Raw genomic sequence first — 22,070 nt, forward strand, 5'->3', positions numbered from 1 at the left:
TGTCAGACAACGATACCGTGACCATTTATAAATACTTTTTCAGCTGTATTGGCTCATCTGCCATTCCCAACGCCGAAACTTTTTCCATATACTGATTCTGAAAACCAAAACCATACGTTACACCTATAAACTGCACACCGGCCTCTTTCGCACCTGTGGCATCATTTTCGCTGTCGCCAATCATAACTGCTTCTGCTGAAGAATCCAGTTGCGCCGCTGACAGACACTTTTTTATAATATCGCTTTTTCTCAGTTTATTGTTATGATCTGCCCCGAAAATAATATCACTGTATGCTCCAAATCCAAAATGACGCAGGATAATTTCTGCATAATCCTGCCTTTTATAAGTTGCTATGGCAATTCTCGTTCCACTTTCCTTTAAATACCTGAAAACATCAAAAATTCCTTCATAGGGTACTGCTTTCAGCAAATCGACACTTTTGTATCTGTCGCGAAATGTCTCCGTCAGTTTTTTTACAGTTTCTTCATCCAGATGATAAGCCCTCTGAAAGGATTCCTGTATTGGAGGACCGATAAATGTCTTTAATACTGACTCCTCCAGCATTTCCAGGCCGTATTTTTTAATTGTATAACGGACAGATTCTAAAATCCCTTCTGAAGTATTCAGTAAGGTGCCGTCCACATCAAATATCACAAGTCTGAAGCACCCCATAACATTTATTCTCCTTTTTCTGTTATGTTACTGTAACCATTCCGCTTATATCGCATTTTGTCATATTCCTCCCGTTCCAGAAAGGGTGCCATATCGTCCAGAGAAGGCGATACTATTCTTCCATCCGGCAGCAGCCTTGAAGACGATTTTGGTTCAAAATTTTGCTCCGAATCAACAACAACTTCACAGATACATGCTCTTTCGCAGGACAGTACATCTGCTAAAATTTCATTACACTGTGCTTCTGAATCTATTTTACAGTAACTTATGCCAAAAGCCCCGGACAGTTTTTCAAAATCAGGAAAGCCCACACCGCTCTCACTGTCAATGCCCACAAACGACGACTGAAACAGATTTCTCTGAGTCTGCCGTATGGAATGATACCCGCTATTATTCAGGATAAACAGCTTAATATTCAGCTTATTATAAGCAACTGTCGCCAGTTCCTGGAGATTCATCATGATACTTCCGTCTCCGTCGATACAAATAGTTCTCCTGCTGTTATCTGATACAGCCACTCCCACTGCTGCCGGCAGCCCATATCCCATAGCCGCACATCCGGAATTTGTAAACATCCGCTGTCCTTGCTTTATCTTTCCGGCCTGAAATGTAATAACACATGCTCCGCCATTCCCACAAATAACTCTGTCAGCCGCATTTAGTTTTTCAAACAAAACATCTATGAAAACATATGGATTTAATCTGTTGTTTGAATCATGGTACTTTTCCAGAACAACGGGATATTGTTCCAATGCCTTATGGCACCAGTCCACCCACGCCTTATGGTGGCCGGGCGGTTCATATTCCATGTCAAGCATCTTTCTGACAAATTGTTTTACATCCCCATGAACCGGCATATCTGCATGAACTGTGGGCTTTATAAGTTCCTTTTCATCTATATCAACCACTATCTTATATGCATTTTTCGCAAAATCAAAATGATTATATCCAATCATCCGAATATTCATCCTGCATCCCAGGCTTAACAGCAAATCACTGTTCTGCAACGCAAAATTACCGGGCCTTGTCCCAACTGTTCCCGGCATTCCTGCAAAATACGGATTTTCATAAGCCACCGTATCATTGGCATTCCATGCAGTCACAACCGGAATCTTCAATTTATTAATCAGTTCCAGAAATTCATTTTCCGCATTTCCCAAATGCACCCCTGTACCTGCCAAAAGCAATGGAGACTTTGCATTTCTGATTTTATTTAAAATAATATCTGCCTGATTGGCTGACAGTTCCGGTATCTTCCAAAACTGCTCTGTCTCAGACTGAAAATGCTGCAGCCGCTCTGTCTCAATCTCGGCTCCCTGAACATCCAGAGGAATATCCAGCCACACCGGACCGCCTCTCCCATGTCTGGATAAATACAAAGCCTTTTCCAGATGATAGGCAATCGCATCCGGTTCCCTAACCATCACTGCATACTTTGTCATATTTGATACGGATTTTATAATATCACATTCCTGATCTCCCAGCTGACGTAATGCAAGCTGCGGACACGACCAGACTGTAGTTTCCCTTTTCACCTGTCCGGACAGGACAAACATAGGTATGGAATCTACCCAGCCGCCGAACACTCCTGTAATGGCATTTGTCCCTCCAGGTCCGCTGGTCACGCAGACTGCGGCTAATTCACCTGTCATTCTTGTATAGGCTTCCGCTGCAATCGCACAGGCCTGTTCATGATGATTAAATACGCAATGTAATCCCTCCTGATGGCCTATGGCCTCATTCAGGTGCATGGCGCCGCCGCCTGTTACCATAAAGCAATCCCTGATACCATGATTTACCAGAAACTCCGAAATGTATTGTGCAACTTTTATTCTCATAATTGCTTTCTCCCATCAGTATTCCATTTTATACTTCGTTTTTGTCAAAAACCGAACATTTATCAGGGATTTGTTTTCTGTCAAAAACGCGCTCATATATCTGTTGAGATAATCTGACTTATTTTTTATAAATTCATATTCCATATGCTCATTTAAATAATTCATTTCTCCACAGGAATATCCGTCAAACCCTGCCAAAACCACAGTCTTTACCTGTAAACGAATCAGTTGTCTTAATAACATAGCCAGTGAATTATCAATCAATTCTGTTTCACGATCCAGTAAAGGACCTATATTTATTACATAATCAAACTCTCCACTGGAACAGGTGACATTTGACGTGGCAATTATTTTATATTTTTCCTGACTTAAATTTGTAGCCATTTGTACATAACGTTTTGAATTGCTGATAAAAATATAATCCGGATGCAGATAATCCGGAATATAATTAATGGATATAATCGGCAAATTCCGTTCTTTCACATAGCTTTCTATTTTATCATGTTCCAACTCCATGGATTTCCCCGGCCCCACCAGTAATAATTCCTTCCCTTCAAACAGTTTCTTTAATAATTCCTGCGCTTTCCGGTCATTAATTTCATTTAACTGATACTGAACATATGACTGCTCCATATAATCTTTGTCATAAAGAAGTTTATTCTCTCCCTCCAGTTTCCCCAGCAATTCATTGATAGACTTAACTGACAATGTGTGCTTGTTCATCAGATACGATACATAATCCGGATGGCAGTCATTAGAAGCTGCCAGATAATAAAACATATTATATCCCCAGGTTGCAGGATGATAAAATTGTGAAATATTTGAATCAATGGCTTCCAGAAGCTGGCTGATACGATACCGTTTTCCATGAATATGATTCAAATGCATGGCAAGAAGTTCTATGGGTGCATTACCGGCACTCTTTCCCATCCCATAAAGAGAACCATCTACAATCATCATTCTCTCTGTTTCATTTGACAACATAGTGATGCAGTTTGCATATCCCATCTGAAAATTATTATGGGCATGATACCCTAATCCAATACCGCTGTGCAGATTTTCACTTAAAAGGGTAAAATAATGCATAAGATTATTCTGGTGCATCAGTCCATAGGTGTCTACCATGGATACCGCATAAGGCCTGACCTGATTCGCCAGCTGAATCAAATCCATCATCTCTTCATCGCTATAACTGGTAACGCTGACAAGCTGCGCAAAAACTTTATATCCCAGCTTTTTTAATTCTCCGCAAAAGGCTATGGCCTGCTTTCTTAAATGTTTTTTGAAAATTACTCTGATTCCATCCAGAAAGCTCTCATTGCATGGGCTGATGTACTCCAGACCACATTTTCCATAATCAATCATCCCTACAACCATGGTTTGTTTTTTATTCAATTTTCCATATATTTTTCCCACACATCCCGTATCCGGCATAATACTTCTGTCCAGATCAAAGGGGCGCTTTTCATCCAGAAAGCCAATTTCTATAATGTCTGTTCCTGCATCTACGATACGTTCAAAGATACTTACGAGATTGTTATTCCCAAACTTCCAGTCGTTTATATACCCTCCATCCCGTAACGTACAGTCAAGCAGTTTTATTTCTCCCATTCACAGTCCCTCCTGTTTACGGAACCATTGAACTGTCTTTCTGATTCCTTCATCAAACTCTGTATCTGGCTGAAAGCCTGTATCTCTGATAAGTTCCGATATGTCCGCTCCCAGGAACATCACCTGATTTGGAGTATAAGGCACTTCACCTATTCCCAGTTCTGCCGCCGGATTAACAGCTCGTCTGACCTTTTCCATATACTCACATAAAGGCGCTGTTTTACCACTTCCAACACAGTATACTTTATCCTCTTTGCCCTTTAACCCCAGACTAAATAACGCCTCTGCCGCATCCTGGCTGTAGAGATAATCCCACTGCTGCTCCCCTTTTGTCAACAGGGGCCTCTCCTCATTCAAAAGTTTCCGAATTAACATGGAAATCATCGTAGCCTGTCCATCGTAAGGACCGTATACGCTTAATATTCTGGTCCATATATGGCGCATCCCAAGTTTCTTACACTCCAGCCTGCTCATCTGACCTGCGCACAGCTTTGCCATTCCATATCCATTTTCCGGAAATGCCGGTGTATCCGGTGTAAGCAAATTCTCATGCCTGCCATATTCGGCCTGAGAACCTGCTCCGATAAAAGTTTCACACCCAATTCGTTTCGCCAGATGTACAGCATCCAGGGTATACTCTACGTTTTTAAGCTGCAGATACACATCGTTTCTGCCTGCACCAATTGTAGATGCCCAGGCAAAATGATAAAACACTTCACACCCTGGAATTTTTTCTGCCGATAACTCTTTTATTCCGTCTAAACTGCATTCTGTCAGATGTACCAGAGGATGCCTGGGAATGCAATTTATTCTTTCAGAATCTTTTCTGCAGAATACCCATACTTCCACCTGTTCTGTAATACATTTCTGTATCAGTGCCATCCCTATTGCACCGGTAGCACCGGTTACTGCCACACGCTTCATATATCTGAACCTCCATCAGATTCAAATTCAGCATCCACACTCTGTTCTTCTGAGTTCTTCCAGTATTTTATCCAAGGATAATATATCCCCTTTATAGCCGCGTCCCTGTACATATTCTGCAATTTCCCCATAACGAGACGCCAGGGTCACCAATAAAGGTTCTTCTGTTGACGCCAGTGCTTCACATGCAGGCGTTCTCACCTCATATCCATTCCACTCTGTTATATGAGTATTTCTGTCATAAATATACAGAATCTCAACAGGTTGGTCTTTTAATATTTTTGTCAATGCTTTTCCAATTTCTGAAACAGCATACAGTATAATCCTTTCTATGCCTCTTTCCTTCAGATAATCTGCCAGCTTCTTTCCAACATCTTCGATGAAAAATAAATTCCGGAACACCCGATAATCTCCCTTAGCCGGTAACTCTCCTCTGTTGCTCAAATGATCTCCTGTCCATATATATACACGTGGGTCTTCAAATACAGGGTGCTCCATAATCCGGAGATACTCCTGGTGATATGGGTGAAGCGGATTTCTGATATCAAAAAACCACTCCAGGTTTTCTTCCATGGCTTTTTCCGGTAAAAATCTGCGAATTCGGACTACGTCTGCTCCAAACTCATTGATACATCTGTCAATATATTCCGGCAGCGTTCTAAAATTCCGCTCCTGCATCACCATGGCAAGCTCCAGAAAATTTATTTTCCCTTCCTGACGAAGTTTCTTTACAAATCTGAGGTTGTCTTCTATACGCTTTACCGGCAGCTTTGTTCCTGAACACCATTGATAAGCCGCCTCATCAAAACTATGGACCGTTATAGCCACATCCAGATGGACATCTCCAATATTTTTAATCTTCTCCCAGTTCTCCGGTGTAAATAATGAGCCATTTGTTTCCAGTGAAAAATTTGCCTGTTCCTTCACCTCAGGTCTCCATTCTGATACCAGCCTTATCATACTGTCGCTGACAAAAAATTCGCCAAGCCCATTTGCCGAAAACTCTTTTACATATGGCAAAGCGGCCCGTATCTCACTTTCAACCTTTTTTTCAACATTCGGATCCGGTTTTTCATCGCTCCTGGAAGCACAGCAGGTACAATGATAATTACATCGCCTGTCATATGCCAGACTTACTATCTCCGGATATTCCGGGAATTCATCAATCTCAACCATATAGGATTCCAGATTATTATTTGCCATGTAGAGGCAATTTTCTTCGTTACAATAATCATAAGTACCATCCACCAGCGTCTGGCGGAATCTTTTTGCCGCCTCACTGTTGAATACTTCCTTCATAGTATTATCCCTGAGATTACCCAGCAGATAAAATCCTGCCCAGCTGCAGGCACGAACCGTTCCGATTCCATCAATCACCTGAGCATATAATGCCCGTTTACAAACCTTCATTCGCTATTTACCTCTCTTTTTCCAATCTGTATGGCATACAGTAATTCACCATATGCTTTTCTTCTAAATACTCTGCAATTACATCTGCGTTCACCGGCTGCACTGCCAGTATAAACCCCGGATTTCTAAACCTGTCAATCACTTCCTGTAAATGATATATCTTCTTTCCTTCCAGGATTTTCGGGCCTATCTGCCCATCTGATACAACAAATCCCTTAAATTCTACTCCTGCATTTTCCATCTGTTGTCTGCATATCATGGCCAGTCTGCTGGTTCCATAAATAAACAGGTTCTCTGAAGCCAATGATATTTCAATAACAGAAGAGCTTAACCGTAATACGTCCAGACAATCATAACATTTCTGAATTCTCTCTAAATTCATGTCTCGCTCCAGAGCTTTTTTTATGCCAGCCTCTTTGTCAATCGAAGTGCAATATCCGAAATAATCAGACTCTGTTTTACCTTCCAGCAGCTCGTGGTATTTTCCTTCTGTATAAACATCCAGTTTTTCCATGAAACGGATCGTATTAATCGTATGCTCATTACAAAACGCCTGATTTTCCACCGTTTTTGTTTTATAGGAATTCAGTACCATGACACGATATACTGACATCGGCTTTTGAAAATAGTATACTTTTCCTCTGCTTGCATAATACTGGCGAAGAAAATAATCTATTATCCGAGGTTCCGAGAAAAAAGAAGGCATTTCCAAATACAAATCTGTCCGAAAAACATAAGAAGCAGTAGCCGGAAAATCTGAACCCAAACCTGCCTTAATCTGTTCTTCCTGTGAATATGTCCCGTCCCGCGGGAAAGTATCCAGTAAAACTTTTTCCCCTGTCCTCATGTCTAATTTAACCGCATTATGCATACACATGGAGTAGTCCTGATGTGATTCCAGAAAATCAATCTGTTTCTGCAGTTTTCTGTCATCTGTCCAGTAATCATCCCCTTCGCACAATGCAAAATATCTGCCTCTGACAAGCGGCATCATGTATTTCCCCATTATATCATATTTTGAAAACTGGTTTTCCTTTTGCCAGATTACCCGTATCAGCTCCGGATATCTGTCCGCATATTCTTTTACAATTTCCGCTGTACGGTCAGTAGAAGCATCTTCATGAATAATCAACTCATATTTGAATTCTGTTTTCTGACTGAGCACTCCTTCTATCGCATCTCCTATAAATGCTTCATGATTGTATGTTGGGCACAATACAGACACCATAATATCCTTTTTCATCTATATTCCCCCAAGCTGTTCATGAAGCCCCATTAAATGCAGTCCACATGATTCTGCCATTTTCAAAAGATGTATTTTCTGTTCCTCTTCCAGAGTAAATTCATCTATTGCCTCCATAAAACTCCAGAGTAATTTGTCCGTCATATTCAAAAAGTCATCCGGCTTATAACTGTACCTTCTTGCTAACTCAAATAAAAACGATGCCTTACCAATGGCCAATGCCAGTCCGGCTTCTGCACCCTGGCAATCTTCTTCCATAAAATAATGTATAAAATCTATATATCCTCTAAATTGTTTCAATCTCGACTCATATGTGGCGTAAGTAGGGAGCTTTGAATTTTTTACAAGCCCTTCTTCTCCTGCCTGCAACTCCAGCCCTTTTTTCCTGCCCATCTCTACTTCTTCTGAAATTAATGATTCGTTTTCAGAAATCAATGTAACCGGATCCTCCAAATAATCGCCACGTCTGCTCAGTATTGCGCACCACCATTCATGGGGATAACAGGCAAAAAAATAATTATCAGAAAATTCATTTAATTTATGTAAATCCTCCAGAATAAAATCCTCTCTCCTTACTATGAGACCTGACAAATAATTCTGTCGAAGAAATTCTGCGCTAAAGGCTTCCAGCCCCTTTTTTTTATGCAGGTTTTCTTTTATATCTGCGCATTGGAACTCTGTCCGGGCTCTTATAAGACCTGCTTCCGGGTGTTTACTTAAAAGTGCCAGATAATGTTCCACCGCCTCTATCACTACATCATCTTCATCTGACACAAATAAAACATATTTTCCATGGGCCATTTCTACTGTATAAATCCAGTTATCAGATGCTTTTAATCTTATTCCATGATCAAAATAATGAATTCTGGCATCCGTTATCCTGCCAACTTCATCATATTCTTCCTGATAATAATCATTACAGTTTTTAGAAATTGCAATTTCAATTTCTGCATCATAGCACATTCTTAATAAATTTTCCAGACGTTTTAAAACCATATGTCCCCGATTTGCTGTTGGAATACCGATTGTCAGCAATACATTTTTTGTATTACGCCCTTCCGGAGTCAAACGATACTGGTGCTCCTGGTCTATAATGTTATCTAATTTTTCTATGGTATCTTTATTTCCAAGCAAAATACGCGGTAAATAGACAGAAGTATTCTGATGAAAATAATCCTGAAATTCCAATACATCCGAAAATAATCTGATATTATTCATATAATCTGCCAGTTCCGGAATCTTGAAAAAAGACATACATCTGTTTCTGTCATGGCAAATTGCATAAATTTTTCGATTCCTGGCAGCAGCCAGTACCGGTTTTTCTTTATTCCAGTCCCAGTCCAGTTCCAGCACTGCCCCACTGAATTCCATTTCCTGAAATACCGGTCTCAAATCTGTTTTTTCCAAATCCGGAACAGAAAAAATCCCCCGAAAAATCTCCAGTTCTTTATCAAAAATGTAATATTCCCCATCTCTGTATGGAATAAAATCTAAAATACATTCCTCATAAATATCCTTACTTTTTTCTGCAAATGGATGAAAGGCCTTCCTGAATTTTTCATCATTTTCTGCCATATAACAATTATAAATTGTCTCTATCAGCCATTCCTGTTCATAGCCTCTCATATAGAGCAAAGCAAAAGACTCTAACGCTTCATCATATTTTCCTTCCTCAAATCTTTCACAGGCATATTCCATCAATTCTCTGTTCTCAAGTGCCATTTTTATTTCCTTCCTGCCTCTCATTATCTTTTACCGGATGTTCTTCCGCATATTTTACAATGGTCTGCTCTGCAATATCTGATATTTCATCTGCTGCTACTGTCACTCCGTACAACAGGACTTTTCCCTGCTCTGCCACATCCATGAGCTCCCCCGCTTTATCTGCCTGCATCTGATATGCAATGGGTCTTAAAGTATAATTCAGTCCCTCAAGACTGTCCATCACGGTCCGCGCCATATAGTCAGATTCCATATAACGGTTTACCTTTGATATCTTCTTCAATACTTTTGCCAGTTCCTGATCTGACACATTCTTCTTCCTGGACAGCTTCTCCAGACGCTCATAATAACCCAGCCCCTCTTTGGCTTTTTTCTTTACCTCCTCAAGTTTCTTCAGAGATCCCCCAAAACAATTTAAAACCTTTTCGCGGTCATCTCCCACAAATAACTTTTTACAGCGATCAATATGCCATTTTACGTTAAATTCCCTGACACAATATTTCTGAATTGCCTTTTTCAGTGTCATAATTTTAGTACCGCGAATCAGAGCTCCGCCTTCTGTGGCATCCACCACAGTAACGTGATCCCATTTTTCAAAATGATCTTCAAACCATCGTCGGTATAAATCAAAATCCAGCCTGGTCAGAACTTTACCCCCATCTACAGACTCAACTTCAAAATATTCTCCGCTGTCTGCATCAATCTGATCCATCTCATCCTGAAAAGTTCCATCGGCATGGGTCCTGTTCCCTGTCATTGCCAGGTCCTGTCCTACCAGAATCACTGTCCCCGTTCCCATGTTCAGGCCAAGGGCATATGCTGAAGTCGCCACGGAACCGCCAGTTACAAGATACGGAATCACTCTTGTTGACTGCTCACTTTCTTTCTTTTTAATATCCCCTGTAAGATAATCCTCCAGAGCAGAATCTGCGCCATAAAAAAATTTTTTCCCTTTATGGTATGTCATGGGCCCGGTAGATACCGCTGTCATGGCAACCATAGGCACTCTTGATATATCTTTATGCTGAAACAGGATGTCCGGTTTTAATCCATCTATAATTACAAACAGATCCGGAATAATCCCTGCATTTAAAAGGGGTTTCACAGCTGTATCTGTGGCAATAATACAGGCCTTTCCCACGGCTTTTTTCAAATCCATAATATTTTTATTCAGGGACGGACCTGCAGAAACTATGATAACCGGAACCTCTTTTGGCAGCATTCCATACAAAGCCCTGACACTATATCCTTCATATAAATAATGTAAATTAACAAATACATTTACCGCCCGTACATTTGCATAACGTACTCTTGTATTCCATGCCACATGTATATCATACACATACTTTTTAAGATTTGTAATGAATTTTTCTGTCTTTTCCTGAAACAGGTCGTGATAATTTCCTGAAATATAATACCGCAACAACGTCATATTATCATAGGAAATGAATAATCTGAAATATGATTCTATTTCCTCCTCATTGATCCCCTCTACTATAATCCCCACCGGAATATCCGGCTGAAAAATAAAGGATAAATCCACTTCCTGCATGGCTCTGCGAAAGACCTCAAAAGATGGCTCATAAATCAGTATATTTGACGTTTTCGGGGCTCGCTCCATAATCTGCCGTATATGCTCGCCATTAGAAACACCCAGGATAACAACAGGTGCATACTCATCTATTTTTCCCTGATTTTGGAACCAACGCTCAATGACTGCTGAAGGTGCGTATTTTCCATTGAGATACAATGTCTTTCCATCCTGTACCACCTTCAGGATAGTTGTATTCTCCATCAGACTTTCTTCCGCTATTACATCAAAATTTCTCTTTTTCCGTTTTACATTTTCCAGTATAGCTGCCCATACCGGATATTTCCCTCTCAACGCCTCCATATTTTTTTTATAAATCAGTTCGTTCATGATATTCCCTCACTTTGCAATTCCGTTTCAACATAATGATAAATCTCTAACAGGCCATATCGCAGAACATCAAGTAAAAATACGGAATCCTCATTTTCTATTCCATAAAGAATATCCTGCAATACCTGTAATACAAATGCCTGATTTAATTCCAGTGAAATCTCCGGTACCTGTACCATATTAATGATAGTTGTTACCATCTGATTTAAAGACGGCAAATAAATCCTGAGGGACTCCATATACGGTTCCCCGCTTTCAATTTTACAGCTTATTTTTTCTACCAGTTCTATATTTTTACCCAACAATACGTTAAATTCTTCCATACTATTCTCCCTGCTATTCCTCCACATGATACTGCATTTTTTATTTGGGAAAACTTTATCCTGTGAAATTCCCATACACAGTTAAACTATAGCACAGTAATTTTTGTATGAGAACAAAGTGAGCAGACCCTGCGCATATTATTTTTATCTTATAGAAAAGATACTTTCACGCGTTAGCGTGACAAGGTCTTTCCTATAAGATAAATAAAAAAGCTGACAAATGCCAACTTCTTAACATTATGCTACTACAAACAGGGCAGGTATACTTATCATAAAGTAATTCCCCTGTTCCTCATAACATTCCATTTATAATTACAGTACCATCCTGAACTATGATTCCAGACCATTTTCGTCATGACTTCCTCCCTGAATTCAAAGCAGCTTCCATGCTGCAACAGACTCATGCCCTAATCATTTACTGTATTATATATCGGACATCAAAAAAAATACTTTAGTGTTTCTAAAATATGCTAAAAATTACAAACAAAAGGAGCTGCATTCTGCAACAGCCCCTGTATCAGCAAGTATGATATTACATTAACAGTGGCCATATACTCCGTCACTGTTCTTCATATAAATATTTTTTTGCATCTTTAACGAAACTGACAATAATCAAAATAATAACTATCGAAACCGGAAATGCCGCAATTATAGATAGGGTCTGCATATTTTTCATGGAACTCTCTGAAAAAACAAAAGTTACTGGCAGCAAAATCAGCAAAACCGCCCAAAAAAATTTCATGCCATTTCCTGCTTTCTCTCCTTCTCTGAATTCTCTGTAACTATACTGGCTTGCCACCAGTGTAATACTGTCAAAAGAAGTTGCATAAAATGCAATCATGGAAACAGTCAGCAAAATCAGAAACACCGGACAGGCCGGAAGTGTACGGATAATCGCCATCACTGTCTGGTACAGATCTCCGCACTGATTGAAAAACGAAATTCCATCAAACCTTCCTGTCATCTGAAGACCAAGCCCATAATTCCCCAGAATGATAAAAGAAAGCAGCGTACTCCCCAGACCAAAGGTATACGCACCAAGAATTACCTGTTTTACTGTTCTTCCACGGCTGATACTGCCCATAAAAAAGGGAGATGCCACACACCATACCATCCAGTAAGCCCAATAAAATATTGTCCAGTTCTGGGGAAATGACGACACTCTGAGCGCATCCGTCCATGTACTTAGCACAATAAAATTCTGGATCATATTTCCAACAGCTGAAAATCCTGTTTCCAGTATATATCTGGTTTCACCGCCAAATACCAGAACATAAATAAGCAGGGCGCCAAACAGATACATACAGATATTTGCCAGCCCTGAAACGCCCTTTAAATCCTTCATGACAGCAAATGTATAGATAAAACAGGTAATAACAAGAATCATAATTGTTATGTATTTTGAACTCTGAATTCCTGCCAGATCTGCTATTGCAGCAGAGAGCAATGGTGTGGCAACCGAAAATGTGGTTGTGGTGCCGGCAATCAAAGCTATAACAGCCAGAATGTCAATTATCTTTCCGGCCCCCCTGTCTGTCTGACTCCCAAGAAGCGGACGACATGCTTCTGAATATTTCTGCTTTCTGACGTTACGGACATGCAGCATAAACCCAAAACAGGCAGCCAGTACCGCATAAAAACTCCATGGAATCGGCCCCCAGTGGAATAAAGGATAGGTCGAAGCCCAATCCTGAACAGAACCAGCTTCTGACACATGGGGTTCCTGCGCATAACAAATCCATTCACAAAAAGAATAAAACAGAATATCTGCCGCCAGTCCACACGTAAAAATCATTGCTCCCCATGCCAGGAAACCATATTTCGGCTTTTCCCCCTTTTCTCCCAGTGTAATTTTTCCTATATCTGAAAATGCTATCCAAAACGAAATAAGCAAAACAGCCAATCCCACTGCAAGATACCAGATTCCAAGCGTATCACCCAGAAATCCCCGAATTGTCATAAGAATCCCTGCAGATACTTCAGGACATACGGTAAACGAAATACACAGCAAAAGAACTACTGCCAGAGGCACTGCTGTCGTCACCGGATCAATATTTCCCCGTACACCTTTTTCCGACTTTAATTTATTGCCGCCCATCCCTGTCCGTATTCCCCTTCCCGACGTAATCTGAATATGCTGCATCCAATGCAGCCAGTTCTTTCAACTCATCTATTTCAATCAGATCACCTTCCTGCATCTGTCTGATTCCCAGCTGATATTCCTGCGGATAACAAAACATGACAATATCATCCCAGTATATCTGCGTATTTTTCTTTTTTTCAAATTCTATTTCCAAATGCCTGCAAAGTTTCTTTCCATCTTCTGCACTCCATCTTGAAATACTGTACAGCTGCCAGCCCCTTTTTCCACCGTTTCTGGAACAATGCCTGACAAATCCATCCTCTACTGTCATCAGCCATTCATTTGTCTCTTTCTCCGTCCACACTGCATTATAACCTGAATATTCAAACTCCGGAGACAATATATCTGAATTAAAAATAATCTGATCCCCGTCCAGAATAATGGAATTTTCAAGATACCAACGTGCAGCATAAAGTGAAGATATATTATTACTCACATCATAACAGGGATTTTCAATCAGGGTAATTCCCTGATATTCATCCAGCAGACATCTGAATTGTTCTTTTTTATAGCCAACTACTATATAAATCTCACTTATTCCATTTTCATGCAGCCCGCGAATCACTGTATCAATCATTCTCAAACCGTTCACCTGTACCAAAGGCTTCGGTGTCTTTAACGTAATGGGATGCATACGTTTTCCGGCACCTGCTGCCAGAATAACAGCTTTCTCAACCCGATTCATTCACAGCCCCCATTTCTTCCGCAATCTCGAAATACTTCCTCGCATAATCATACTGCCGCAGAGAATATTCCCCAAACTCCACTCCAAGGCTTCTCTTATATTCGCACCAGTTGCTCCACAGAAGTCCGCAGACAGAAATATAACAGTATATCTTGATACGTGTACAGGATGAACAATTTCCTTCAAAATAAATATCTATCAGTCTTTCCACCTGGCTTCTGTCATAAGAACTGTAAATACAGAACATGGCAATATCCACATGTGGATCCTGCATACCGGCATACTCCCAGTCCGTAAGCTGCAGCTTTTCCACTCCACTGTCCATATAGAACAGAAAATTATCCGGCACTGCATCTATATGGGAAAGACAATATGAAGTAATATGTTTACAGATATACCCTTTCAGAGACAGCACTTTCTGTTTTATCTGCGGATAATCTTTATACATGGACTTCCTCCCCATCCGGAGACTTTCATAAAAATCAATCTGTCCAAACAGGTCAAACTCATGAGAAACAAACAATTTCATATTGTGAAAATCCCGTAACTTTTCCATACATCTTTTCAAATCAGAGATACTGTCAGGGTTACAGGTTCTCACACCTTCCAGATACTTTGTGATTTTATATCCATTTACCGAATTAAAATACACAATATTGTCACATAATCCTTTATCCGCAATTATACGGTAGACCTGTGCTTCCTGACTGCGATTAATCAGATATTCTGTTCCCTCTCCCGGAACTCTCATTATGTATCTGGTTCCCCCCACAGAAAAACAAAATGAACGGTTTGTCATTCCCTTTTTCATGATTCTGATATCTGTAATTTCCTTTGCAGAAACATGAAATATTTTCGCAATCTGATCCACAATATCCGGAGCAATTCCGCTTTCAGAAAATCTCAATGTTTCACTCATATATCTCCCTGCCCGATCAAACGCCAGTATAAATAATCTCTGATCCCTGCATCATCCAGATATTCTTTCAGTTCCAGTTCCTGTCTGCCGGTTACAACAAATAACGTATTACTTTGGTCAATATCTGCATGAGGCATACAAATGTTATGGCCAAATATGCTGGTTCCCAGTTTTTGCGGATTAATATCCCAGACTTCCTTTACCTGATAATTATAACCAAAGTTCTTTAAAAATACTTCCAGCTCTTCATCCGTCCCCACAATCACAACCTGTTTTTCCTTCAGTTCTTTCTCAAACTTTTCTCTGGGATATCTCTTCTGACTTTCATTGAATTCCCTGTACTTTTCTTTTTTATCCACCAGAAAACCATATTTTTCACTAAAATCCCATGGATTTTCCTGATCTGTCAAAACATCAAAAATAATCTCAAACCATCTGTTTTGCAGTTTCTTATATAAATTTATAAAATCCTCTCTTTCCCTGACTGATTCATAGACGTCATCTGCTTCATCCGGATCTGCCATAAGATCACATGCAGTGAAACGGCAGCTGCCAAAAAACTGTGTAATATAACCAATACAGTTTATACTGTACCGTTCATTCCGAATTCCCATCTTTATTTCCTGCCTGTATAAGTCAAACGCACCATGCACCCAGGTTGAAAAGGCATATTCATCTCCGCCGCTTTCAATATTATGACCCATATAATGATTTCCATATGTATCCAGTCCACACCTGTCAATCAGAGTTGGCAAAATATCCTGTGCCATATGAAATCCATAATCTATATGCGGCGTGATATCCGGTCCGGTCATATAAAATGGAACCTGAAAAACTCTTCGGCTATAATTCCATTTACTTTCAGGCCGGCAGTATATCGTATTGGCCGAACCGTGATCCGCGGTAATAATTACATATGTGTTTTCCAGCAGTGCTCTCTTTTCAAGCTCTTTCCAGAACAGGTTAAGATTTTTTGAAATGTGCCTGAGGGATAATTGTTTCATCACTGACATTTTCTGAAAGGGTAATAATTCTGTCTCCTGTACCTTTTCCCATATTTCTTCCTCATAACCAGCTTCTCCATACCGTCTGTCCATAAAACTTTCCGGCAAATGAAAAGAACTGTCATGAATGTAAGCAAGAAACGGCCCTTCTATATCTGTTCTGTTATCATGCCATTCCCAGAAATGTTCAAAATCCTCCCTGATATTGGAAATTGGCCTTCTCATTGAGTACATAACATTATCACCTGTCGCCAGATCTTTATTATAGACTTCCTGGCCCAGCATAAGATTTACAGTTTCTCTGTCATAATGTTGGGACGACATAATATACTGAATATTTTTATGCCTGACCAAAGATTCCAGTTTACTTTCAGAATCTGATAAAGGTTTATTTTCCACCCTTTCCGCCCTTGACAGATAACTTCGGGCAGATGGCTCACTTTCTTCGTCGCGGAAATTTTCCTGTCTCAGTTCATCTTCTAAAAGTTCATCTATATACCGCCTTTTATTCTGCAAATACAATGCATATTCTGACGGGGCTTTTTCCTTATGCCTGTAAATATCAAACCAATGTTCCAGCCAGATCCCGATAATTCTGTAATCTCCGGACCGCAGCTCCCCTTTCTGTTTAAGCTCAGCATAATATTTTAATCTGTCCAATACGGTATCTCCTACCCAGCCCGTACCCTGAATTTCCCGTCTGCGCAATTCATCCGTACTTAACAGCATTGGATAATCCATGTAAATATCTTTATATCCATTTTTCTGAAATAATTCAAAAAACGGCATTGCTCTGAATTTCTCAATTCCACCCAGTAATCCATTCCCTGTCACAGGATCTGCTGACTCCCACAGTCCTCTTATGGCCGCTTCTGTAAATGGTCCGCTCGCATACATATTGGCAGCACAATAACTGCTCTTTTCCATATTTGAAAAAAAACTGTCTTCTTCCATCTGGTCAATATACCATTTTGAAAGACTGTCCAATACAATCATAATTACATTTTTCTTCACATCTTCCCTCCTGAATCATGGATACTTCATCAGATTATCTTATTTTCCAAAAGTTTCAAGGCTCATTACTCTCTTTTTAACTCAGTAACTGTGATATAATACCATCTTTACTTTTTTCCGACAGTCCCATCCCAAAAGCGTCCAGTCTCAATAATGTCTCATCAACAAAAGTATTTGCAAGCTCCTTTTTCTCATTCAACTCGTATTTATCTTTCACATTAATCATCAGATAAACCGTTTTTTCCAGCATTCGTTGAAGCATTTTCAACTCCAGTTCCTTATCACCGCCTGCAAAATCATGGATACATTCCAATGCATCTTTGTGTTGCTCAATACGGCTTTCCCATGTGGCATATACTGGAATATTTCTGTCCCATTTGAGATTTTCAGCCAGGGAATTCCCTGTTTGGCTATATTGTTCCTTCATATCCTCGTAAGCTGAATCTCCTTCTGATATCAGACATACATTATCCTCCAGATAATCTCCCATATCACTTAATAATACCTGACACCATGCATGGGGATAGAAGCCATAAAAACTGTTATCTTCATAATATTTTTCATCCCAGACATCTACTCCGGACTTCCAGAATTTTTCCCGATGATAAATGGCACCCGACATATAATTTTGACCTAAAAATCCACCCAAAAGCGCCTCTTTTCCTTTTTTATAATACATTGTTCTGTCTATCGTAGAATATTGCACACATGTTTTTGCCCTGACCATCGCCAAATCAGTATAAGAACTCAGCACTTTCAGGTAATGTTCCAACGCACTGATAATTACATCATCTTCATCTGAAACTATTAAGACAAATTTCCCGGCAGCGATTTGCATTACGCTTTTACAATTATACCAGGCTGTTAATGTTTCATCGTATCCCTTATAATTGATTCGAGCATCCGGAATGGAAGAAACGCTTTTATATTCTTCCTGATACAGCGCTGTCCCGTTTTTCGATATGGCAAACTCTATCTCTGCATCATATGGCATCTGCCTCAGATTCTCCAGACGTTTTAAAAGAAGATTTCCTCTCTCATAGGTAGGAATTCCTATTGTCAGTAACACACGCTCCGTATTACGTCCTTCCGGAGTAAGCCTGTATGCATGTTCCTGATTAATGATCTCCAGCAGGCCCTGCCTTTCCTCTTCCTCTCCTGCACACTGCTTTGGCAGATATTCAGCTGTATTCTCATGAAAATATTGTTGAAACTCTTCTTTACATGAGAATATCATAATATTTTTTGCAAACTTTTCCAGCTCAGGAATTTTAAAAAAAGAATCACATCTGTTTTTATCTTTGCAGACTAAGTACACTTTTCGATATTCTGCTTCTGACAAAATCTCCGGCATTTTGCTCCAGTTCCAGTCTGTTATCGCCGCCATTGCACTGAACTCAGACTGTTTGAAACATTCCTGCCGGACAACACTCTCTACTGTTTTTACAGAAAAAACACCCCGGAATTCCTGTATTTCCCTGTCGTAAATATAATATTCCCCTTCACAGTATGGGATAAAATCCAACATACACTTTTCATACGCTGTTTTTTCTCCAAAATCCCAACGTCCATAAGAATTCCTGAATTCCATTTCATTCCCTGCCATATAACAGTTATAAATGTTTTCCAGTATCCACTCACGCTCATAGTTTCGAGCATATGCCAGTACGAAGGCCCTGAGGGCTGTTTCATATGCCCCGCCCTCAAACTGCCCGCAGGCATATTCAAGCAATTCCTGTCCAGTCAATACCATTTTATTTTTAACTCCTTCCTGTAATATCAGGCCCTGATCCATCGATTCTATACAATCTCATCAGATTTTTCCTTCTCCAAAACGCTTTAATATTGCTTCGGCATAGTCGTCAATATCATCAATTGTATTTGCTGACAGACTTTCACATTTCTCACAAATTTTAATACTGTTTTTTTCACCCTTCAAATGTTTACACTGATATGTTCTCAGCCTCTCTCCTGCCCAGACAGCTGAAATTTTTTCTTTTTTCAAATCTCCTAATATATAATGCAGCTTCCAGTCAACGCAGCATAAATGGGCAATCCCGGCATCGTTTATTACCATAGTAGTAAAAAGAAATGGACAGACTTTTTTCTCTTTTAACTCCTGACCATAAGTTCCCTTTTCTGCATTCGCTATTTTTTCTTCCACATTAGTATCCGGCCACAGGGTAGATGAAATTGTTTCCACAAAAATTTCATCACAGCAATTTTCAAACATATCATAAAAACTGTCTCTCTCTTCCTGAGTATACCCTATGTCGCTGTATTTCAAAAACAATTTACATTGTTGCTTTCTGTCATAAAAAAATTTTATTTTCTTTCGAAACTCTTCAAAATCCAGGTCATACTGGCAAACATCCCTGTACTGCTCTCTGCTTATCCCGTTCACAGATATATTTAATATATCAAGCCCGGCTTTTATCAGACTTTCACTCATACTTTCGCTCAACAATGTTCCGTTTGTTGTAAGCTCAATACATTCTGCCACATCTGATTCCTTTGCATATTGTACCATAGCGCAAATTTCCGGATGAAGCAAAGACTCCCCTGCTTTAAACAAACGCAACTTTTTGATTTTCCGTCCCTGACTTCTCCATTCTGTCTTCATATCGTCAATTATTTTACAAAAAAGGCCGTACGACATCATACCAAATTTTACACCTTCACGCTTAATTGCTTCTGAATCAGAATGATAACAGAATTTACATTTCATATTGCATGCACTGCATACATCAATCTGAACGGAAAACGGTACCTCCAGCGGTACAGCACTTCCCAGATTGATTCGTTCTCTTGCGTATATTTTTCCCTGTCTTATCGCAGGCATTTTCGAACCTCCTTTTACTGGAGCATCAGCCGCTCCATTTCCTCTTCATCCAAAAAGGGAAACATATCATGTAAAACCGGAGACTGCATTTTCCCATTTTCGTCCAGATGTGACATTACTTTTGGTGTAATGGGATCATCCGTTTTTTGTATAACTTCCAGAAAAATTCTCTGTTCAGAGTGAAAAAACTGTTTCAGCTTAATTTCTACTTCTCTATTAGTCTCACACTTTATATACTCAAACCCAAAAGTATCCGCAACCTTTTTAAAATCGGGAAAACTTACTCCTGTCTCCGGAGTACAGCCGACATATCTTCCATTGAAAAAATTATTGCTGGTCTGGCGAATTGCCGCATACCCATTATTATTAAACACAACTAATTTTATGGGCAAATTGTACTGCACTATTGTCTGAAGTTCCTGAAGATTCATCATAATACTCCCGTCACCTGTCAGACAATATACATTTTTTCCGGAGGCCACAGCTGCACCAATCGCAGCAGGCAAATCATACCCCATAGAACCACAGGTATAATTTGTCATTACCCTCTGTCCCTTCTTAACTGTTCCTATCTGCAATTTGGCAGAACTTGCCGTATTATTTCCCAAAGCCAGAATACTGTCATCCTCTTCATATTGCTGAAATTTTTCCCAGAAACAGTAGGAAGATACTTTTTCACTCTGACTCAGGTTCTGTACAGACTCAAATACCGTAAATTTTTGTTTCAGATAATCACAATATTCTATCCATTCTGTATGCTCCTGTATTTTCACATCAGATATTTGAGCCATATCAAAAAAGGTCTGTAAACTGGCATTCAGGAACTGTTGAATATTTAATCCAGGCTTTTTACCTTCATTTTCATCCGCATCTACCATGTATATTTTTGCCTTTGGCGCAAAACCACTCTGATTAAAGCCAGTCTGCCGAAATCCCAGACTATTTCCCAATACAAGAATCACATCTGCATTTTGTAATACAAAATTTCCACTCCTGGGTCCAATATTGCCAGACAAACCATAATACAGCGGATGCTCCATATAAAAGACATCTGCGACCCATGCCCCTCCGATTACCGGTACAGACATGTAATTTACAAATTCTGAAAATTCTTCTCTGACATGACTGCTGATAATGCCGGATCCCGCCAGAATACACGGACGCTTCGCATACTGCAGGGTTTGCAATATATCATTTACAACGGTCTGCTCTGGTTTAACGCTGCTGCAATCAAATTTTTCTGCAGAATACAAATCTGCTTCTTCTACTTCTGCACTCTGAATATCCTGAGGTATATCCAGCCACACAGGCCCTCTTCGTCCATCCATAGCTATGTGAACAGCTTTCACCAACTCTCTTTTTATCTCCAGCGGGTCTGTGATCATTCTGGCATATTTCGTCATATTCCGAACAGTTGGAACAATTTCAAACTCCTGCATTCCTCGATAACGTAATGGCAATCCGGAAGCAGAAACAGACGTTTGATAACGAACCTGCCCGGAAAGTACGATCATTGGAATACTATCCTGCCAGGCTCCTACTACTCCCGTCAACGCATTTACCGCGCCAGGTCCTGATGTAACACAGACCGCTGCCATTCTGCCACTATACCTTGCATAGGCCTCTGCAGCCATAGCGCAGGCCTGTTCATGATGATTAAAAAACACTTTTATATCCTTACATATATCTAACGCGTTATCCAGATACATTGCCCCGCCGCCAACTACTGCAAAACATTCTGTCACACCCAAAGCAGACAATGTATCCATGATAATATCCGCCACGCGCTTTTTCATCT

General features: G+C 40.0%; 16 protein-coding genes. All 16 read right to left on the bottom strand.

Annotated features, from left to right (window positions below; all coding sequences use genetic code 11):
* Positions 1-25 precede the first annotated feature (25 nt).
* The 16 genes from VSQ32_15325 to VSQ32_15400 all read right to left on the bottom strand — a co-directional run bounded on the left by VSQ32_15325 (position 26) and on the right by VSQ32_15400 (position 22,068).
* On the bottom strand, positions 26-673 hold the full coding sequence (locus tag VSQ32_15325; protein MEH2944195.1) for an HAD-IA family hydrolase: 648 nt from the start codon (positions 671-673) through the stop codon (positions 26-28).
* A gap of 5 nt (positions 674-678) precedes the next feature.
* The gene (locus VSQ32_15330; protein ID MEH2944196.1) at positions 679-2,511 is read right to left on the bottom strand and encodes a thiamine pyrophosphate-binding protein; all 1,833 of its coding nucleotides are present in this window, start codon (positions 2,509-2,511) and stop codon (positions 679-681) included.
* Between the two features lie 15 nt (positions 2,512-2,526).
* Entirely contained in the window at positions 2,527-4,122 is a 1,596-nt protein-coding gene (locus tag VSQ32_15335) for an aldolase catalytic domain-containing protein (protein ID MEH2944197.1), read from the bottom strand.
* Entirely contained in the window at positions 4,123-5,046 is a 924-nt protein-coding gene (locus VSQ32_15340) for an NAD(P)-dependent oxidoreductase (protein ID MEH2944198.1), read from the bottom strand.
* A 27-nt stretch (positions 5,047-5,073) separates the two neighbouring features.
* The gene (locus VSQ32_15345) at positions 5,074-6,456 is read right to left on the bottom strand and encodes a radical SAM protein (GenBank protein MEH2944199.1); all 1,383 of its coding nucleotides are present in this window, start codon (positions 6,454-6,456) and stop codon (positions 5,074-5,076) included.
* A 7-nt stretch (positions 6,457-6,463) separates the two neighbouring features.
* Entirely contained in the window at positions 6,464-7,699 is a 1,236-nt protein-coding gene (locus tag VSQ32_15350; GenBank protein ID MEH2944200.1) for a glycosyltransferase, read from the bottom strand.
* The gene (locus tag VSQ32_15355) at positions 7,700-9,421 is read right to left on the bottom strand and encodes a glycosyltransferase (GenBank protein ID MEH2944201.1); all 1,722 of its coding nucleotides are present in this window, start codon (positions 9,419-9,421) and stop codon (positions 7,700-7,702) included.
* On the bottom strand, positions 9,411-11,342 hold the full coding sequence (locus VSQ32_15360) for a 6-hydroxymethylpterin diphosphokinase MptE-like protein (protein ID MEH2944202.1): 1,932 nt from the start codon (positions 11,340-11,342) through the stop codon (positions 9,411-9,413). The genes VSQ32_15355 and VSQ32_15360 overlap by 11 nt, the downstream gene beginning before the upstream one ends.
* Positions 11,339-11,665 (bottom strand): hypothetical protein, encoded by a 327-nt coding sequence (locus VSQ32_15365; protein MEH2944203.1) that lies wholly within the window; start codon positions 11,663-11,665, stop codon positions 11,339-11,341. Before VSQ32_15365 ends, VSQ32_15360 begins: the two co-directional genes overlap by 4 nt.
* A gap of 559 nt (positions 11,666-12,224) precedes the next feature.
* On the bottom strand, positions 12,225-13,763 hold the full coding sequence (locus VSQ32_15370; protein ID MEH2944204.1) for a BCCT family transporter: 1,539 nt from the start codon (positions 13,761-13,763) through the stop codon (positions 12,225-12,227).
* On the bottom strand, positions 13,750-14,493 hold the full coding sequence (locus tag VSQ32_15375) for an NTP transferase domain-containing protein (GenBank protein MEH2944205.1): 744 nt from the start codon (positions 14,491-14,493) through the stop codon (positions 13,750-13,752). The genes VSQ32_15370 and VSQ32_15375 overlap by 14 nt, the downstream gene beginning before the upstream one ends.
* On the bottom strand, positions 14,480-15,412 hold the full coding sequence (locus VSQ32_15380) for a choline/ethanolamine kinase family protein (protein ID MEH2944206.1): 933 nt from the start codon (positions 15,410-15,412) through the stop codon (positions 14,480-14,482). The genes VSQ32_15375 and VSQ32_15380 overlap by 14 nt, the downstream gene beginning before the upstream one ends.
* A complete protein-coding gene (locus tag VSQ32_15385) occupies positions 15,409-17,430 on the bottom strand; it encodes a sulfatase-like hydrolase/transferase (protein MEH2944207.1) in 2,022 nt (673 codons plus the stop codon). The genes VSQ32_15380 and VSQ32_15385 overlap by 4 nt, the downstream gene beginning before the upstream one ends.
* Positions 17,431-17,506: 76 nt before the next feature.
* On the bottom strand, positions 17,507-19,183 hold the full coding sequence (locus tag VSQ32_15390) for a hypothetical protein (GenBank protein MEH2944208.1): 1,677 nt from the start codon (positions 19,181-19,183) through the stop codon (positions 17,507-17,509).
* A gap of 60 nt (positions 19,184-19,243) precedes the next feature.
* The gene (locus VSQ32_15395) at positions 19,244-20,272 is read right to left on the bottom strand and encodes a radical SAM/SPASM domain-containing protein (protein MEH2944209.1); all 1,029 of its coding nucleotides are present in this window, start codon (positions 20,270-20,272) and stop codon (positions 19,244-19,246) included.
* A 14-nt stretch (positions 20,273-20,286) separates the two neighbouring features.
* A complete protein-coding gene (locus VSQ32_15400; protein ID MEH2944210.1) occupies positions 20,287-22,068 on the bottom strand; it encodes a thiamine pyrophosphate-binding protein in 1,782 nt (593 codons plus the stop codon).
* Positions 22,069-22,070: the final 2 nt, after the last annotated feature.

This window comes from Lachnospiraceae bacterium JLR.KK002, from assembly GCA_036941025.1.
GTDB lineage: Bacteria > Bacillota > Clostridia > Lachnospirales > Lachnospiraceae > Petralouisia.

Bases quoted from the DNA above. Each gene is read 5' to 3' on its own strand.
- VSQ32_15325 (MEH2944195.1), bottom strand. From the start codon at position 673: ATGGGGTGCTTCAGACTTGTGATATTTGATGTGGACGGCACCTTACTG.
- VSQ32_15330 (MEH2944196.1), bottom strand. From the start codon at position 2,511: ATGAGAATAAAAGTTGCACAATACATTTCGGAGTTTCTGGTAAATCAT.
- VSQ32_15335 (MEH2944197.1), bottom strand. From the start codon at position 4,122: ATGGGAGAAATAAAACTGCTTGACTGTACGTTACGGGATGGAGGGTAT.
- VSQ32_15340 (MEH2944198.1), bottom strand. From the start codon at position 5,046: ATGAAGCGTGTGGCAGTAACCGGTGCTACCGGTGCAATAGGGATGGCA.
- VSQ32_15345 (MEH2944199.1), bottom strand. From the start codon at position 6,456: ATGAAGGTTTGTAAACGGGCATTATATGCTCAGGTGATTGATGGAATC.
- VSQ32_15350 (MEH2944200.1), bottom strand. From the start codon at position 7,699: ATGAAAAAGGATATTATGGTGTCTGTATTGTGCCCAACATACAATCAT.
- VSQ32_15355 (MEH2944201.1), bottom strand. From the start codon at position 9,421: ATGGCACTTGAGAACAGAGAATTGATGGAATATGCCTGTGAAAGATTT.
- VSQ32_15360 (MEH2944202.1), bottom strand. From the start codon at position 11,342: ATGAACGAACTGATTTATAAAAAAAATATGGAGGCGTTGAGAGGGAAA.
- VSQ32_15365 (MEH2944203.1), bottom strand. From the start codon at position 11,665: ATGGAAGAATTTAACGTATTGTTGGGTAAAAATATAGAACTGGTAGAA.
- VSQ32_15370 (MEH2944204.1), bottom strand. From the start codon at position 13,763: ATGGGCGGCAATAAATTAAAGTCGGAAAAAGGTGTACGGGGAAATATT.
- VSQ32_15375 (MEH2944205.1), bottom strand. From the start codon at position 14,493: ATGAATCGGGTTGAGAAAGCTGTTATTCTGGCAGCAGGTGCCGGAAAA.
- VSQ32_15380 (MEH2944206.1), bottom strand. From the start codon at position 15,412: ATGAGTGAAACATTGAGATTTTCTGAAAGCGGAATTGCTCCGGATATT.
- VSQ32_15390 (MEH2944208.1), bottom strand. From the start codon at position 19,183: ATGGTATTGACTGGACAGGAATTGCTTGAATATGCCTGCGGGCAGTTT.
- VSQ32_15395 (MEH2944209.1), bottom strand. From the start codon at position 20,272: ATGCCTGCGATAAGACAGGGAAAAATATACGCAAGAGAACGAATCAAT.
- VSQ32_15400 (MEH2944210.1), bottom strand. From the start codon at position 22,068: ATGAAAAAGCGCGTGGCGGATATTATCATGGATACATTGTCTGCTTTG.